The sequence below is a fragment of the Kordiimonas aestuarii genome (assembly GCF_025574465.1).
GTDB lineage: Bacteria > Pseudomonadota > Alphaproteobacteria > Sphingomonadales > Kordiimonadaceae > Kordiimonas > Kordiimonas aestuarii.
This window is the reverse complement of sequence record NZ_JAOBPP010000010.1, coordinates 29,717-44,396: the sequence shown is the minus strand read 5'-3', so window position 1 is coordinate 44,396 and position 14,680 is coordinate 29,717. Positions and strand designations below refer to the sequence as shown.

15 protein-coding genes are annotated in these 14,680 nt (G+C 56.8%); 9 read left to right on the top strand and 6 right to left on the bottom strand.

Annotated elements, in window-relative coordinates; genetic code table 11:
• Positions 1-2: 2 nt before the first annotated feature.
• Together OEU85_RS01735 and OEU85_RS01730 are read right to left on the bottom strand one after the other, a co-directional pair.
• Positions 3-485 (bottom strand): VOC family protein, encoded by a 483-nt coding sequence (locus OEU85_RS01735; RefSeq protein WP_262689712.1) that lies wholly within the window; start codon positions 483-485, stop codon positions 3-5.
• 29 nt (positions 486-514) lie between these two features.
• A complete protein-coding gene (locus tag OEU85_RS01730) occupies positions 515-868 on the bottom strand; it encodes a DUF1428 domain-containing protein (RefSeq protein ID WP_262689711.1) in 354 nt (117 codons plus the stop codon).
• A 150-nt stretch (positions 869-1,018) separates the two neighbouring features.
• Between OEU85_RS01730 and OEU85_RS01725 the strand changes: the two genes are divergently transcribed.
• Positions 1,019-1,357, top strand: a complete 339-nt coding sequence (locus OEU85_RS01725; protein WP_262689710.1) for a zinc ribbon domain-containing protein YjdM — start codon at positions 1,019-1,021, stop codon at positions 1,355-1,357.
• A 65-nt stretch (positions 1,358-1,422) separates the two neighbouring features.
• Here OEU85_RS01725 and OEU85_RS01720 read toward each other — a convergent pair whose 3' ends face one another.
• Genes OEU85_RS01720 through OEU85_RS01705 form a run of 4 tightly spaced genes read right to left on the bottom strand, consistent with a single transcriptional unit; the run spans position 1,423 to position 5,708 of the window.
• Positions 1,423-2,733 carry a sugar MFS transporter gene (locus OEU85_RS01720; protein ID WP_394805375.1) on the bottom strand — a complete coding sequence of 437 codons (1,311 nt, stop codon included), beginning with the start codon at positions 2,731-2,733 and terminating at the stop codon, positions 1,423-1,425.
• A gap of 31 nt (positions 2,734-2,764) precedes the next feature.
• Positions 2,765-3,910, bottom strand: coding sequence for an N-acetylglucosamine-6-phosphate deacetylase (gene nagA, locus OEU85_RS01715; RefSeq protein ID WP_262689708.1), 1,146 nt, complete (start codon positions 3,908-3,910; stop codon positions 2,765-2,767).
• A complete protein-coding gene (locus OEU85_RS01710; protein ID WP_262689707.1) occupies positions 3,910-4,959 on the bottom strand; it encodes an SIS domain-containing protein in 1,050 nt (349 codons plus the stop codon). The genes nagA and OEU85_RS01710 overlap by 1 nt, the downstream gene beginning before the upstream one ends.
• Before the next feature lie 14 nt (positions 4,960-4,973).
• Positions 4,974-5,708, bottom strand: coding sequence for a GntR family transcriptional regulator (locus tag OEU85_RS01705; RefSeq protein WP_262689706.1), 735 nt, complete (start codon positions 5,706-5,708; stop codon positions 4,974-4,976).
• Between the two features lie 211 nt (positions 5,709-5,919).
• Here OEU85_RS01705 and zwf point away from each other — a divergent pair, with 211 nt between their 5' ends.
• The 8 genes from zwf to OEU85_RS01665 all read left to right on the top strand — a co-directional run bounded on the left by zwf (position 5,920) and on the right by OEU85_RS01665 (position 14,680).
• Positions 5,920-7,401 carry a glucose-6-phosphate dehydrogenase gene (zwf, locus tag OEU85_RS01700; RefSeq protein WP_262689705.1) on the top strand — a complete coding sequence of 494 codons (1,482 nt, stop codon included), beginning with the start codon at positions 5,920-5,922 and terminating at the stop codon, positions 7,399-7,401.
• A complete protein-coding gene (pgl, locus tag OEU85_RS01695) occupies positions 7,398-8,096 on the top strand; it encodes a 6-phosphogluconolactonase (protein ID WP_262689704.1) in 699 nt (232 codons plus the stop codon). Before zwf ends, pgl begins: the two co-directional genes overlap by 4 nt.
• 41 nt (positions 8,097-8,137) lie before the next feature.
• Positions 8,138-9,952 carry a phosphogluconate dehydratase gene (gene edd, locus OEU85_RS01690; RefSeq protein WP_262689703.1) on the top strand — a complete coding sequence of 605 codons (1,815 nt, stop codon included), beginning with the start codon at positions 8,138-8,140 and terminating at the stop codon, positions 9,950-9,952.
• A gap of 2 nt (positions 9,953-9,954) precedes the next feature.
• Positions 9,955-10,581, top strand: coding sequence for a bifunctional 4-hydroxy-2-oxoglutarate aldolase/2-dehydro-3-deoxy-phosphogluconate aldolase (locus OEU85_RS01685; RefSeq protein ID WP_262689702.1), 627 nt, complete (start codon positions 9,955-9,957; stop codon positions 10,579-10,581).
• 72 nt (positions 10,582-10,653) lie between these two features.
• Positions 10,654-11,061: an MAPEG family protein gene (locus tag OEU85_RS01680; protein WP_262689701.1), complete on the top strand. Its 408-nt coding sequence runs from the start codon at positions 10,654-10,656 to the stop codon at positions 11,059-11,061.
• A 97-nt stretch (positions 11,062-11,158) separates the two neighbouring features.
• A complete protein-coding gene (locus OEU85_RS01675) occupies positions 11,159-11,689 on the top strand; it encodes a hypothetical protein (RefSeq protein WP_262689700.1) in 531 nt (176 codons plus the stop codon).
• Positions 11,689-13,185 carry a sodium:solute symporter family transporter gene (locus OEU85_RS01670; RefSeq protein WP_262689699.1) on the top strand — a complete coding sequence of 499 codons (1,497 nt, stop codon included), beginning with the start codon at positions 11,689-11,691 and terminating at the stop codon, positions 13,183-13,185. Before OEU85_RS01675 ends, OEU85_RS01670 begins: the two co-directional genes overlap by 1 nt.
• Positions 13,186-13,237: 52 nt before the next feature.
• Entirely contained in the window at positions 13,238-14,680 is a 1,443-nt protein-coding gene (locus OEU85_RS01665; RefSeq protein WP_262689698.1) for a cryptochrome/photolyase family protein, read from the top strand.

Genomic DNA, 14,680 nt, shown 5'->3' with positions numbered 1-14,680 from the left:
TTTTAGGCGGCTTCCATCGCTGCGATATCCAGTTTTCGTGAGCTCATCACCACCTGCATGACACGGTTCGACCGTTCCGGGTCGCCGCCAATAAGCTCTGCGATATTGGCGGGCATGACCTGCCATGACAGGCCGAACTTGTCCTTGAGCCACCCGCACTCCACTTCCATACCGCCATCGGCGGTTAATGCCTCCCAGAAATAGTCGATCTCTCTCTGGTTTTCGCACATGATGCAAAGGGAAATCGCTTCGCTAAATTTGAAATGCGGGCCACCATTCAGACCCATGAACTGCTGCCCGCCAAGCTCGAACATGACAGTCATGATCTCGCCGGGTTCATGGCCATGTTTGTCCTGCCCGGTTTTCGGATAATGGGAAACATTGGTGATTTTCGAGTCTGAAAAAACCGACGTGTAGAATTCCGCGGCTTCCTTGGCCTGGCCATCAAACCAAAGGCAGGGTGTGATTGGTGTTTTGATCTTCATGGGTCTATCCTGTTGTTGCCAGTTTGTCGTTACGCTTCAAGAATGGTTTTAAAGCCACCGAAGATCATACGCTGACCATCGAACGGCATCTTGGATGTGTCCATATCCATGCGCGGGTCTTCCATGGCTTTTTTCATGCCTGTGTCACGCGTTTCTTTTGATGGCCATGTGATCCACGAGAAAACGACGGTTTCGTCATCTGTTTTTTTGACGGCCATCGGGAATGAGGTGACCTTGCCGTCCGGCACATCATCACCCCAGCATTCCACTACGCTTAATGCGCCGTGATCCTTGAAGACAACGGCTGCCTTTTGCGCCAGCTCTTCGTATTCAGCCTTTTTGGCGGTTGGAACCGCGAGTAGATATCCGTCTACATATGTCATGTCAGCATTTCCTGTCGTGATATTTATGTTGATATCAACGTATAATATAAAAATGGCAAAATCAAGGGGTGGATTGAGGGCGAGGGGAGTTAGCGATTGTGGAGATAATCTCGAGGGATTATAGAAAGCGAAAGCTTGAAAGGATAATAGATGAGCGACCTTGCCCCTTGCCCGAATTGCAGTTCGCCCTACGCCTATGAAGACCGTGACATATTGGTATGCCCTGAGTGCGCCCACGAATGGCTTGCGGGGGCCGTGGCCTCAGTGGCGGGCGAAATGGTCATCACTGACGCAAACGGCAATCCGCTGGCGGATGGTGATGCGGTCACGGTGATCAAGGACCTGAAGGTCAAGGGCTCGTCGAATGTAGTGAAAGTGGGCACCAAGGTAAAGAACATCCGCCTTGCAGACGGGGACCATGATATCGACTGCAAGATCGACGGTTTTGGCCAGATGAGCCTGAAGTCGGAGTTTGTGAAAAAAATCTAACGGAGATACAGCCCCAACAGATAAAGGCCGCGAAGTCTGTCGCGGCCTTTTTTGCTTTATGGCGTTTATTTCCAGGCTCGCCGCTTGTAGCCCTTCACTGCATAGAACCAGATGAACAGGTAACATGGCAGGCACAACCAGTAGGCAGGCTGCATATCGCCGAAGCTGGAAGACAGCGCGCCCAGGGCCGGTGGCAAGACAGCGCCACCCGCGATGCCCATGATCAGAAGCGCGGAGCCTTGAGGCGTGAACTTGCCAAGCCCGTCAAGCGCGAGTGGCCACAGTGCGGGCCACACAAGGGCGTGGGCAAGGCCCATCAGCGCCACGAACATCACCGCATTTGGAACCGTTGGGATGCCAGACCAGCCGATCAGTACTTGTGAGAGTGTGTGGCTATCGGTCGAACTGAGCACCACACCAAGCACGCACAGCGTGCCTGCGACGGCTGACCCTAACAGCGCTTGCTGTTGGCTGATGATTTTTGGAATACAGGTGACGCCGATGATGTAGCCAATGGTCATGCACACCATGGTGTAGCTGGTGAGTGTGGCAAAATTGGCCAAGCCCAGCTTTTTGCCAAACAGGCCGATACTGTCGCCGGCGATAACCTCAACCCCAACATAGGCAAACAGGGCAATGGCGCCCAGTACTACCTGCGGGAATTGGAGGATACTTTGTTTCTCTCCGGACGCAACAACTGGTTCCTCTTCCGGCTCAATGTGCGGCAGGGGGGAGAAGCGCACGAGGGCGATCAGGAATGCAAGCGCGCCCGCCATATAGAGGTATGGCAGGATCAGTTTTTCAGACAGCGCTTGCAACTCGGCCGCCGTGAGGGTCTCCAGCGCTTCCGGTGAGGTGTTGCCAAGGTCTGAGAAAATCAGCGCAGCGAATACCATGGGCACGATAACGCCAGCCCCCTTGTTGATCAGGCCCATGATGCTGATGCGTGTCGCTGCACTCTCTTTTGGTCCCAGAAGCACCACATAGGGGTTGGAGGCCGTCTGCAGGATTGTCAGCCCGGTACCGAGGACAAAAAGACCGAGAAGGAACATGGGGTAACTGGCAGCAAGCGCCGCAGGGATGAACAGCAGGGCACCAATGACCATGATGGCTAGGCCAAGCGCCATGCCACCTCTATAGCCGATCTTGCCCAGCACAAGCGACATCGGGAACGCCATGATGAAATAGGCGAAATAGAAGGCGGTGGTCACAAAAAACGCCTGAAACTCATTCAGGTGGCAGATGATCTGCAAGAAGGGGATCAGCGCCCCGTTCAGCCATGTGACAAAGCCAAAGATAAAAAACAGCAGGCCGATGATTGTCATCGGTATGACGGTGCCGTTTTTCTTTTCCTCAACGGGCAATGCTGCGTCCATAACGCCGATCTCCTTTTCCCCGGTTCCCATATTATTTTCCGCCATAGCGGGCTCCCCCGATCCAGACCTTCTGGACCTCGATATTATCGTTCAAAAGCACAAGGTCGGCCCGCATGCCCGCGCGCAGGCTGCCAACGCGGTCAGCAACGCGTAGAAAGGCGGCCGGGCTTGCGCTGGCCATCTTCGCGGCACCTTCAAGCGGGATACCCAGCATCCTGTGCGCATTCCGCACGGCTGATGCCATATCAAGGTCCGAGCCCGCGAGTGTGCCGTCCGGCGCGGTGCAGCGGCCTCCTGTGACGGTGATCTCTCTGCCTTGCAATATGAAGTTCTTGTCGGCCGCGCCCACGCCTGGCATGGCGTCAGTCACCAGCATCAGGTGGTCCGTACCCTTGGCGTGCAGCGCCACATTCAGGCTGGCTTTATGCACATGGAAGCCGTCGACAATGATGCCAGCAAAGGCTGTGCGGCTTTCAAGTGCCGCGCCCACAACACCCGGCGCCCGGCCTTCAAGCCCTGACATGGCATTATAAAGGTGCGTGAAACCGCGCAGTCCCGCCTTCAGGGCTGTGTGGGTTTCTTCATAGGTTGCGTTGGTGTGCCCCGCCGACAGGATGACGCCTGCATCCGACAGGCGACGGATCATTTCTGGCGTCGTGGTTTCCGGCGCGAGCGTGATATGTGTGACGCCATGCTTGAGCGAAGTCAGTAGCTTGAAGGCGTTCTCATCCAGTGTGCGAAACTTGCCTGCGTCATGCACACCTTTTTTGGCCGTCGCGAGAAACGGTCCTTCGATATGTATGCCAAGCACGCCGGGCACACCGGCTTCAATTGCCTGTTCGACCGCGCGCATGCACCGGTCGACAACGGCAAGGTCATCACTGATAAGGGTGGGCAGCAGGCCCGTCGTGCCGAACTGGCGGTGGGCTTCGGCGATTTTCCTGATGCCCTCAACTGTTGGCTCATCATTGAACAGGACGCCGCCACCGCCATTGACCTGCACATCGATGAAACCGGGCAGGAGGATATTGCCGCCCAAAGAGTACTTTTCAATATCGTCGGGCAGCTCTGAGGTTTTTTTCAGCTCCGCAATGGTATCACCCTCAATGACCAGCGCGATCTCATCGGTCCAGCGTGGTCCAGTGATTGTTCGAGCATCTGTCAGCGCGAAGGCCATCAGACTGTCTCCGTCACTTTATTGAGGTGAGGCGGTTCATCCGGGTTAAAACCGCGCGCGAGTGATAACGCGTTTGCCATTTTATAAAAGCTCTGAATAAAGAGGACCGGCTCAATCACGGCGTCCGCGTCCCGGACGTATGGGAGGGCGATGGCGCCATCGGTTTCAAAGCCAGTGGTCATGACCCTTGCGCCTCTTGCGGCGAAGTCTTTTACGATGTCTTCCACGCCCTCACGGCTGGCATCATTCTGGCTGAACACAAGTACGGGGAAGCCTGCACCGACAATCGCCATCGGGCCGTGTTTGACCTCAGCGGCGGAATAGGCTTCAGCGTGCAGGCCGCAGGTTTCCTTGAACTTGAGCGCTGCTTCAAGCGCCACACCAAAGCCCGCGCCCCGGCCAACGACAAAAAAGTTGCGGGCGTCCAGAAGGGTGTGGGTGGCGGCGCTCCAATCCTGCATCCAGGCTTCCCGCAATTTGCCCGGCAGGGAGGTAACTGCGGCTTTAAGCGCGTTATCTTTGGCCCAATAGGCGACAAGTTGCAACACTGCGCTCAAGGACCCGATATAACTTTTGGTGGCGGCGACGCTTTTCTCTGGCCCTGCATGCAGCGGGATAACTGTATCTGCCAGGTCGGCCAGCGGCGACTGTGTGACGTTGACGAGCGCGATTACATAGGCACCACCTGCCTTCGCGGCTTCGGCGGTGCGCACAAGATCCGGGCTTTTTCCAGACTGTGAGATGGCAATGAACACAGTACCTTCCAGCATTTGACGCGCTGCATAGACAGAGCTGACGGAAGGTGCGGCGCTTGAAACGAGAAGGCCAAGGTTGGTTTCGATCACATATTTGGCAAACATCGTGGCGTGATCGGAGCTTCCACGCGCACAGGTGACAACCGCGCGCGGCTTGAGAGTGCGCAGTTTTGCGCCCAGTTCCTCCATGGCGGCCTCGTTGAAGGCAAGCTGCTTGGCAACAATATGGCTTGCCTCCTGCGCTTCGCGGTACATCAGCGTGGAATCGGGGGATCTGCGGGGGGGTGCTGTCATCATACTGTCCTTACTCATGCATGCAGTTCGGCGACAAAGTCGTAAGCGTCGCCGCGATAATAAGATTGTGTCACCTCGACCGTGGTGCCATTGGCAAGGAAACCGCGCCGCTCGATAAAAAGGCCTGGGTCGCCATCTTTTACGCTCAGACGTTTGGCCTGCTTGGGTGTGAAGGTAACCGCACGTAAGCGCTGCAGAGCCCGCACAGGTCGGTGTCCGGTGCCTTCAAGCGCCGTGTAGAGCGATGTCTTGACCGCATCGAGGCCGGGCAGGGCAAAGGCGGGGATGATGGCAGTTTCAATGGCCATCGGTGTGTCGTCTGCATAGCGGATGCGGGTAAAGCGGTACACCTTGGTGCCGGGGCCAAGGCCGAGATTCAGGCTTTCTTCAGGTGTGATGACGCCTTCAGAGCGGGTTACCCACTCACTGCGCGCCGCCCAGCCGCGGCCTGCCATGTCCTCCGAGAAGGAGGAAAGGCGGGAGAAGGGTTTTTCAACGCGCCCGGAGATAAAGGTGCCGGCCCCTTGCTTGCGGTCTAGCAGGCCGTTTTCCACCAAGCCGTCCAGCGCCTTGCGCACCGTAATGCGTGAGACATTCATGTCTGCGGCAATATCGCGTTCGGGAGGAAGGGCATCCCCCTTGGGCAGGGCGCCACGCTCAATCGCGCGCTCAATCGCCCGTGCTAGTTGCTGATATTTTGGCAGCGGGCTGGTGCCGTCCAAGGTTCCGATGAGGTTTGAAAGTGCCATTTGCTGGTGTCCTGAAGTTCAATTAAAGACATCTCTATCACATATATAATACCAATTAAATACCAAAATAGGATGTTTTGGTCTCGAAATTTTTACAAAAGTAATTTATCCTAGGTTTAGTAATGCTTTGTGCCATGCAGCCCATTGTGAAATTGACACCGCTGTCAGTTAGGCGTAGGTTCCGGCGCGAGTAATTTTTGGGAAGATTGTGATGGTAGATGTTTTCGATTTGGTCATCTTCGGTGGCAGTGGCGACCTCTCGCGTAAAAAGCTGTTGCCTGCGCTTTATGCTGGTTTTGTTGCTGGGCGCGTTGCGCCGGATAGCCGGATTTACCTGACGTCGCGTTCCGGGCTTAAGGGTGCCGTCTATGACTGGCTCAAAGAAGTTTTTGACGAATCACACCCTGCCTGTCCGGTTGAAGATGCCGACCTTAAGGCCTTTGCTTCCATGGTTTCTGTGGTTGAGTTGGGTCTGACCGAAGGCGGCGATGATTGGGAAGGCCTCAAGATGTCCCTCGCGTGTGACGATGATGCGCGCCCGCTTGTGCATTTCCTGGCGATCCCGCCTGGACTTTTCACCAGTACATGCGAACTGCTGGGCAAATATGAGCTGAACGGTAAACGCGCCCGCGTGGTGCTTGAAAAGCCGCTGGGACACGACCTTGCCTCGGCCCAGGCAATCAACGCGGATGTTGGCCGCACGTTTGAGGAAAGCCAGACCTTCCGGATCGACCATTATTTGGGCAAGGAAGCCGTGCAGAACCTTCTGGCGCTGCGCTTTTCAAACATCCTTTTTGAAGAGCTGTGGAGTGGCCGTACCATCGACCATATCCAGATTACCATCGCAGAAGACCTCGGCGTGGAAGGCCGCGCTGGCTTTTATGAGGGCACAGGCGCCATGCGTGACATGGTGCAAAACCATCTGCTGCAGCTTTTGTGCCTTGTGGCGATGGAACCACCGGCCCGGATGGACGCAGACAGCATCCGCGATGAAAAGCTCAAAGTGCTGAAGTCACTCAAGCAACTGTCAGGTCCTGAGATTGACCGTGACGTGGTCCGTGCCCAGTATGCCTCTGGCGCCATGCGCGGTGAAGCTGTGGGCAGTTACAGTGAAGACCTGGAGCTTGAGCAACCCAGCAACACGGAGACCTTTGTCGCGCTGAAGGCGCATATCGAGAACTGGCGCTGGGCTGGTGTGCCGTTTTACCTGCGCACCGGAAAGCGCCTGCCGGACCGTTTCGCCGAGATCGTGATCCAGTTCAAGCAGATTCCGCATTCACCACATCCGGGTTGGGGTAATAACATCAGCCCGAACCGCTTCATCATTCGCCTGCAGCCGGAAGATCATCTGGCGCTTCGGATGATGGTGAAAAATCATTCTGCCAAGGCTGAAACGCTTAAAGAGGTGGAGATGAACCTGGACGTAACCGGCGATAACGCCGTGCGCCTTGGGCCTTACCTGCGCCTTATTCTTGACGCCGCGCGCGGCGATCAGAGCCTCTTTGTTCACCGTGATGAAGTTGAGCATGCCTGGCGCTGGGTTGACCGTATCATCGAGCATTGGGACCAGTCGGACGAGCCGCCTGAGACCTATCAGTCTGGTACATGGGGGCCGTATGAGGCGCATGACCTGATGACTCGCGACCGTCGTGAATGGTTCCACGAAACCAGTCACAGAAAGGCTGTGCGTTGATTACCTGGCGCAATTTTGACGACCGGGCGCAGATGGTTGATGCACTGGAGGAAGACACCTCTGAAGCTTTGAGCCGTGCGATCCGGCGAAATGGTCGCGCAGCGTGGGCGGTCTCCGGCGGGTCCACGCCCAAGCCACTGTTTGAGGCAATGGCGCAAGTCGCCCTGCCTTGGGAAGACGTTCAGGTGGCTTTGGTTGACGAGCGCTGGGTGGATACCAACCACCCGCGCAGCAACGAAGCTTTTATGCGCGGGGCGTTGCAAACAGGCCTTGCCGCCGAAGCGCACTTTGTCGGTATGAAAAGTAAGCATGACAACCCATGGGAAGCCGCCGCTGATGTGAACAAGCGCTACAGCAGTCTTGCCCAACCGTTTGCCAGCGTGCTTCTGGGTATGGGGAGCGACGGGCACACGGCTTCTTTCTTTCCGGATGCGGAAGGGCTGGAAGCGGCGCTTGATATGCGCAAAGATGCTCTGTGTGTTGCTTTGACCGCGAAGAAAAGTGAAGTGACAGGTGATGAGGTAGACCGCATGAGCCTCAGTGCCTCTGCTATCGCGGCATCACCACACATCGCGTTGATGATCACGGGGGAAGAGAAAAAAACCGTGCTGGAGCGTGCACTGGAAAAAGATACGCACCTGCCGGTTGCGCGGCTCGCAGAAGTCGCCGACATAACTGTATATTGGGCGCCCTGAGTTCCCGGGCTGCCCCAACGTCTTGATGACGGGAGCGTAACATGACCCATCCAAAGCTGACCAAGATCACCGAGCGTATCCGCGCCCGGTCAGAAAAAAGCCGCGCGGCCTATATGGACCGCATCGAAGCAATGCGTGGCGCAGGCCCGGCACGGCCGCATCTGTCGTGTGGTAACCTCGCCCATGCGATTGCCGCTTGTTCGGAAGCCGAGAAATCCAAGCTGATGCAGGAAGGCATGGTCAATATCGGCATCGTCAGTGCCTACAATGACATGTTGTCGGCGCATCAGCCCTATCACGCAAAGCTTGATGAAGTGAAGGAAGCGGTGATCAAGGCTGGCGGTGTTGCACAGATGGCGGGCGGTGTGCCAGCTATGTGCGACGGCGTCACGCAAGGTCAGCCAGGCATGGAAATGTCGCTCTTCAGCCGCGAAGTCATTGCAATGGCGACGGGCATTGCGATGAGCCACAATGTGTTTGATGGCGGCCTTCTTTTTGGCATCTGCGACAAGATTGTCCCCGGGCTTCTCATTGGCGCACTGGCATTTGGCCATCTGCCGTTTGTGTTTGTGCCGGCGGGGCCCATGCCGACCGGCATTTCAAACTCGGAGAAGGCGAAGGTCCGCCAACAGTTCGCCGCCGGAGAAGTGGGGCGCGACGCGCTGCTGCAAAGCGAAAGCCGCGCTTACCACAGCCCTGGTACCTGCACATTTTACGGCACTGCCAATTCGAACCAGATGATGCTTGAGATGATGGGGCTGCAACTGCCTGGTTCCAGCTTCTTTACCCCGGAAAATGGTATCCGCGCCGCGCTTGATGCTGCTGCTGCTGATCGCATTGTCCAGCTTTCTGAAGCCAAAAACGGTATTGGCCTTGCGGAGATGGTTACGGTCGAGGCCGTGGTAAATGGCGCGATTGGTTTGCTGGCCACAGGGGGCTCCACCAATCACACCCTGCATATCGTGGCAATTGGTGCAGCGGCCGGGATTGAGATCACCTGGCAGGACTTTGCCGATCTTTCCGAAATTATTCCGCTTTTGGCGCGGGTCTACCCGAACGGCACGGCGGACGTAAACGCTTTCCACGAAGCTGGTGGCACGCCATTTGTGATCAAGGAGTTGCTAGCAGGTGGCTTGCTGCACGAAGACGTGGAGACCATTGTGGGCCGCGGTTTGAAGCCCTTTGCGGAGATGCCGGCGCTGGTGGGCGACACCCTGACATGGCGGTTGTCGCCGGACGAACCTGCGGACGATATGATCCTGCGCAAGGTTGATAAGCCGTTTCAGCACAACGGTGGCCTCGCGCTCCTTAAGGGTGCGCTGGGTGAGGCAGTGATGAAAGTCTCAGCGGTAAAGCCTGAGCACAGGCTTGTGGAGGCGCCAGCCGTGGTGTTCGAGGATCAGGACGATTTGCTGAAGGCCTATAAGGCGGGCGAGCTTGAGCGCGACTTTGTCGCGGTTATCCGCTTTCAGGGACCAAAAGCCAATGGCATGCCGGAATTGCATAAGCTGACGCCAAGCCTTGGGGTGCTGCAGGACAAGGGTTTCAAGGTCGCGCTGGTGACCGACGGACGTATGTCCGGGGCAAGCGGCAAGGTCCCGTCCGCAATCCATGTCACGCCGGAAGCTGCGAACGGCGGACCGATCGCGCGAGTGAAGGACGGAGACATGGTGCGCGTAGATGCCGAGTGCGGCGAACTTGTGCTGTTGGTTGACGAAAAAGAATTTGCTGGCCGCACACCATCAACCGGCCCTAATAATCCTGAAACATTTGGCCGCAATCTTTTTGCTGGTATGCGCGCGCTTGTGGGACCCGCCGGCAAGGGTGCGTCGGTTTTCACCGGGAATGAGGGATAAACATGTCTGACGTTGTTGATGTTTTAAAAAAATCACCGGTTATCCCGGTGCTGGCGTTCAAAAGCGAACAAGAAGCGGTTGAAGTTTGCCGTGTGCTCTTTGATGAAGGCCTGAGCGTGCTTGAGATCACGCTTCGGCACGATAGTGCATTGTCTGCGATTAATGCAGTGAAGGCGGACCTGCCGGCCGATGCCTGCGTTGGCGCGGGTACCGTTATCACGGCTGATCTTGCGGAAGCCGCCATTGAAGCAGGCGCAGAATTTGGCGTAAGTCCTGGACTTACGCCTGCGCTCGCCGATGCCGTGAAGAAGCTGAACTGGCCGTTCCTTCCCGGCGTTGCCTCTCTGTCTGAGGCGATGCAGGCGCGCGAGTGGGGGTTCAGGGCGCTTAAGTTTTTCCCGGCCAATATCTCTGGCGGTACGGGCTTCCTGAAGGCGGTTGGCAGCGTGCTGCCTGACCTGATGTTTTGCCCCACGGGCGGCATCACGGTTGATACGGCGCCCGATTACCGTGCGTTGCCGAATGTGGCGACCGTTGGTGGTTCCTGGATCACCCCGCGCGGGAAGGATGGCACCATCGATCTTGGCCTTGTCCGCGAGTTGGCCCGCACAGCGGTTGAAACGGTTTAGGACCCCGCGCGGGATTGCACTTTGCCTCACTTCGCTGTTTGATGTGACGAGAAAATCAGTGGGGTGCGAGCAATGGGCGTTATTCCAATCACAATTTTATACGCGGGACTATATGGCCTGTTGATGGTGTTCCTTTCCATCCGCGTGTCGTTCAGCCGCGCTCGGCTTGATGTGGAATTTGGTGACGGCGGAAACCCCGGCCTTCAGACCAAGGTACGGGTTTTTGGCAATTTCACTGAGTATGTGCCCATGATGCTGGTGCTGTTTCTGGTGCTCGAGTTGGCGCACACACGTGCCGTTCTGTTGCATGCTATTGGTGTGTCGCTGCTGCTTGTGCGAATCCTGCATGCGGTTAGCCTCAAGGTTGATGCCAAGCCGGTGCCGTGGCGACGCATGGGGCGGTTTGTCTCTGCGCTTGGCACGCTTTTGATTCTGCTTGGGATGAGCCTCCTTCTCGTGAAACCCTATATTCTACCGTAAATTTGAACGATCGTTGAAAAATTGCCATAACGCCCCTTGACCGTCGTGGCCAAAGCCCACTAGGCTCTGCGTCCAACTGGTGGAGGGGAGGCCATCTGTGAAAGCAATTCATCTAGCCTTTGTGTTTTTGCTGGCGATAGCTGGTATCACCGTTTTCGTTCTCATCAGCGAACCGCCCACAGGGGCGACCGGTGTGGCTCATGACACCATTGCGGGAATGAAGCTTGGTGGTGATGGTGCCGCGCGGCTCGCGACAATTGGCCGGACGCCTTTTTACTTCCAGCTTGGGGTGATTGGCTTTGCGGCCACGCTCCTTTACATGGGTGTTGCCGAGCGCAGGCGCGATGGCGCACTCAGGGTCGCGATCCTCACCATGACCGCTGTCGCCCTCTTTATCTGGTACATGCTTTATAGCGGCTATGAGGACTATCTCGCGACTGGCGAAACAGATGTGGTGTTTGGCTTCCCTGTGCCAACGAACTGGATGTTCTGGGGTATCTGGGGCAGTTTCGCGATTTTTGACCTGTTCTATGTGGTGGCCTTTCGCCGTTATTTCCTTCCCAAGGAAGACGAGGCAGAATTCGCGGCCCTTGTTGCCGAACTGAAGGCAGATGAGGGGCAACACTAATGGAAGAGTATCGTCAGGCAATTATTCTCACTTGTGTGGGCCTTTACATGGTGATGTGTATCTGGGTGGGCCTGTGGGCCATGCGGCGCACCAAATCAGCAGGAGACTTTTTTGTCGCGGGCCGTGGCCTTGGGCCCATTGTTGTCAGTCTCGCCGTGTTTTCCTCCACCCTGTCTGGCTTCGGTTTTGTAGGCGGCCCAGGTCTTGTCTATGCCACGGGCCTCAGTTCCATCTGGATGGCTGTGTGCTCCGCACTTGGGTATGCCACAGGCTTTTACCTGATTTCAAAACGTATCCGCATGGTGGCGGAAGTGCGGGACACCATGTCGCTGCCGGATGTGGTTTTCGCGCGCTACGGTAGCAATGCCGCGCGGCTTCTGACAGCGGGTACCATCCTTTTGGGGGTGCTGGGTTATCTTGCGACCCAAATTCTGGCGATGGCGCTGGTGCTGCAGTCCATTTTGTCTGCGACAGAGGCATTGGCGGACATCAGCCTGATCGCCTGTGTGGTGGTCTCGTCAGCCGTGCTGATTTTCTACTGCGTGACCGGCGGCATACTGGCCTCGGTCTACACCGATCTGGTGCAGGGCATTGTGATGATTGTCTCCGGCGCGCTGGTGGTGGTCACAGCGGCCAGCGTGTTTGACGGCGGCTTCAGCGAGGTCAGCGCGATTCTGCTGCAGCGCGACGGCGAAGACATTATGCCTTTCGGCACCTTGGGCACCATGGCATCGCTCAGTTGGTTTTTCCTCTTTGGCCTGGGCCTTGCCGGGCAGCCCCATGTAGCGACGAAAATGATGATGAACCGCAAACTGAGCGACAACCGCATTATCATGCCGGTTGCAGTGCTGGGTTATGTGGTGGCAGCCATGCTGTGGATATCCGTTGGCGTGGTGATGCGCGCGCTGGTGCTGGGTGACGTTGCCATGCCGCTGGGCGCGCCGGACGAGGCTGCGCCAGCTTTTCTCACCACCTACGCCCATCCGCTTCTGGCCGGGATCGTGTTTGCCGGGCTGTTTGCCGCCATCATGTCCACCGCAGATGGCTTCCTCAATATCGGGGCCGCTGCCATTATTCACGATATCCCGAAGGCCATTCGCGGCCGGTCGCTGGATAACGAGCTGTTCTGGGCGCGGACTGCCACCATTGGCCTTTCGGTGCTGTCGGCAGGGTTTGCGCTTTACAGTTTCTACGGCAGCAATGCGCTGGTGGCGATCCTTGGTGCTTTTGGCTGGGGCACATTCGCCGCCGCCCTTGTGCCGGTGGTGGTTATCGGCCTCAATTGGAAGCAGGCCAGCGCGCGGGCCGCAATTGTCGCCATTATCGCCAGCCTGACCATCAATCTGGGCGTTCAGCTTTTTGGTGTCAGCATTCCCTATGCCATTTCGCCCGGCTTCCTGGCAATGCTGACGTCGCTCATTCTTTTCATCGGCGTGTCGCTTCTGGAAAAAACGAAGCCGCTGCCAAAAGATATTGATCGGATCATGGACCTCTGACGTACAGTTTCACAAATAATCATTATATACTTTTTGTTCAAAAAGGCTTTTTGTGAAACCTGTACTTGTCCTGATGAATGGCGCGCTTCGGCTTGATGATCACCCGGCGTTTGCGACGGCTTGTAGTGCCGGTGCGCCGGTCATCCCGGTTTTTATTCTGGACGATACCGCCGCCGGGGACTGGAAGCTTGGCGGTGCCCGCAGGTGGTGGTTACTTAAGTCTTTGTCGTCGCTGCAAGCGACCTTGCTGAAGGCGGGTAGCAGGCTGGTTCTTCGCTGTGGAGACACCATAGATTGCCTGAAAGCCTTGATTTCTGCGACGGAGGCAAGCGCGGTGCATATGACGCGGGCCTATGATCCGCAAGCGCGCACTGTGCAGGATGCTGTGCATGATGTGTGCAACGAACTGGACGTCGTTGCCCGTCGTTTTTCAGGAAACCTGCTGCTGGAGCCAGAACAGATTCGCAACAAAACTGGCGGCATTTATGAGGTTTTTTCACCCTTTTGGCGGCGCGCGCAGGAGTTGATTGACGACACAGAACCCGCCAGAGTCCCTGTGCAGGTGCTTGCGCCCGAAAAATGGCCCGAAAGCGATGATATCGCCACGCTGAAGCTGGAGCCAAAACCCGCTTATTGGGCAGAGTCAATTGAAGCCTTCTGGGAGCCGGGAGAAGCCGCGGCTCATGAACGTCTGGATGACTTCCTTGATGATGTGGTGCTGGCTTACAAGGATATGCGGGACTATCCGGCGACGGATGCCACGTCGCGGCTATCGCCTTATCTTGCCAACGGTGAAATCAGCCCGCGCCGCATCTGGCATGACACAATGATTGCAATTGCCGATAACAAGGAGATAGAGCGCGGTGCACACTGGTTCCTGCGTGAACTGGGCTGGCGTGAGTTCAGTAGCCACCTTTTGTATCATTTTCCGGACATCCCGGAACGCGGGCTAAAAAGCAAGTTTGATGCTTTCCCCTGGCGGGAGGGGTGTGATGAAAAAGTTGCAGCGTGGCAGAAGGGCCAAACCGGGTTTCCCATCATCGATGCAGGCATGCGCCAGCTTTGGCAAACCGGTTGGATGCATAACCGGGTCCGCATGATCGTGGCGTCGTTTCTGGTGAAGGACATGCTGTGGCACTGGCGCACCGGTGAAAACTGGTTCTGGGATACACTTGTGGACGCCGACCTCGCCAACAATGCCGCAAGCTGGCAGTGGGTTGCGGGCTGCGGTGCCGATGCCGCACCCTATTTCCGCATCTTCAACCCTATCACGCAGGGCGAGAAGTTCGATCCCAAGGGCAAATATATCCGTGAATTTGTGCCGGAGCTGAAGGACCTGCCAGACGCATATATCCATGCACCGTTCGAGGCACCGGCGGGTGTGCTGAAAATGGCCGGCATCACGCTCGGGCGCGACTACCCCAAACCCATGCTCGACCGCAAAGCAGCGCGGGAACGCGCGCTCGCAGCCCTTGAAAGCACCAAGGGGGCATAG

Bases quoted from the DNA above. Each gene is read 5' to 3' on its own strand.
- OEU85_RS01735 (WP_262689712.1), bottom strand. From the start codon at position 485: ATGAAGATCAAAACACCAATCACACCCTGCCTTTGGTTTGATGGCCAG.
- OEU85_RS01730 (WP_262689711.1), bottom strand. From the start codon at position 868: ATGACATATGTAGACGGATATCTACTCGCGGTTCCAACCGCCAAAAAG.
- OEU85_RS01725 (WP_262689710.1), top strand. From the start codon at position 1,019: ATGAGCGACCTTGCCCCTTGCCCGAATTGCAGTTCGCCCTACGCCTAT.
- OEU85_RS01720 (WP_394805375.1), bottom strand. From the start codon at position 2,733: ATGGACGCAGCATTGCCCGTTGAGGAAAAGAAAAACGGCACCGTCATA.
- nagA (WP_262689708.1), bottom strand. From the start codon at position 3,910: ATGGCCTTCGCGCTGACAGATGCTCGAACAATCACTGGACCACGCTGG.
- OEU85_RS01710 (WP_262689707.1), bottom strand. From the start codon at position 4,959: ATGACAGCACCCCCCCGCAGATCCCCCGATTCCACGCTGATGTACCGC.
- OEU85_RS01705 (WP_262689706.1), bottom strand. From the start codon at position 5,708: ATGGCACTTTCAAACCTCATCGGAACCTTGGACGGCACCAGCCCGCTG.
- zwf (WP_262689705.1), top strand. From the start codon at position 5,920: ATGGTAGATGTTTTCGATTTGGTCATCTTCGGTGGCAGTGGCGACCTC.
- edd (WP_262689703.1), top strand. From the start codon at position 8,138: ATGACCCATCCAAAGCTGACCAAGATCACCGAGCGTATCCGCGCCCGG.
- OEU85_RS01685 (WP_262689702.1), top strand. From the start codon at position 9,955: ATGTCTGACGTTGTTGATGTTTTAAAAAAATCACCGGTTATCCCGGTG.
- OEU85_RS01680 (WP_262689701.1), top strand. From the start codon at position 10,654: ATGGGCGTTATTCCAATCACAATTTTATACGCGGGACTATATGGCCTG.
- OEU85_RS01670 (WP_262689699.1), top strand. From the start codon at position 11,689: ATGGAAGAGTATCGTCAGGCAATTATTCTCACTTGTGTGGGCCTTTAC.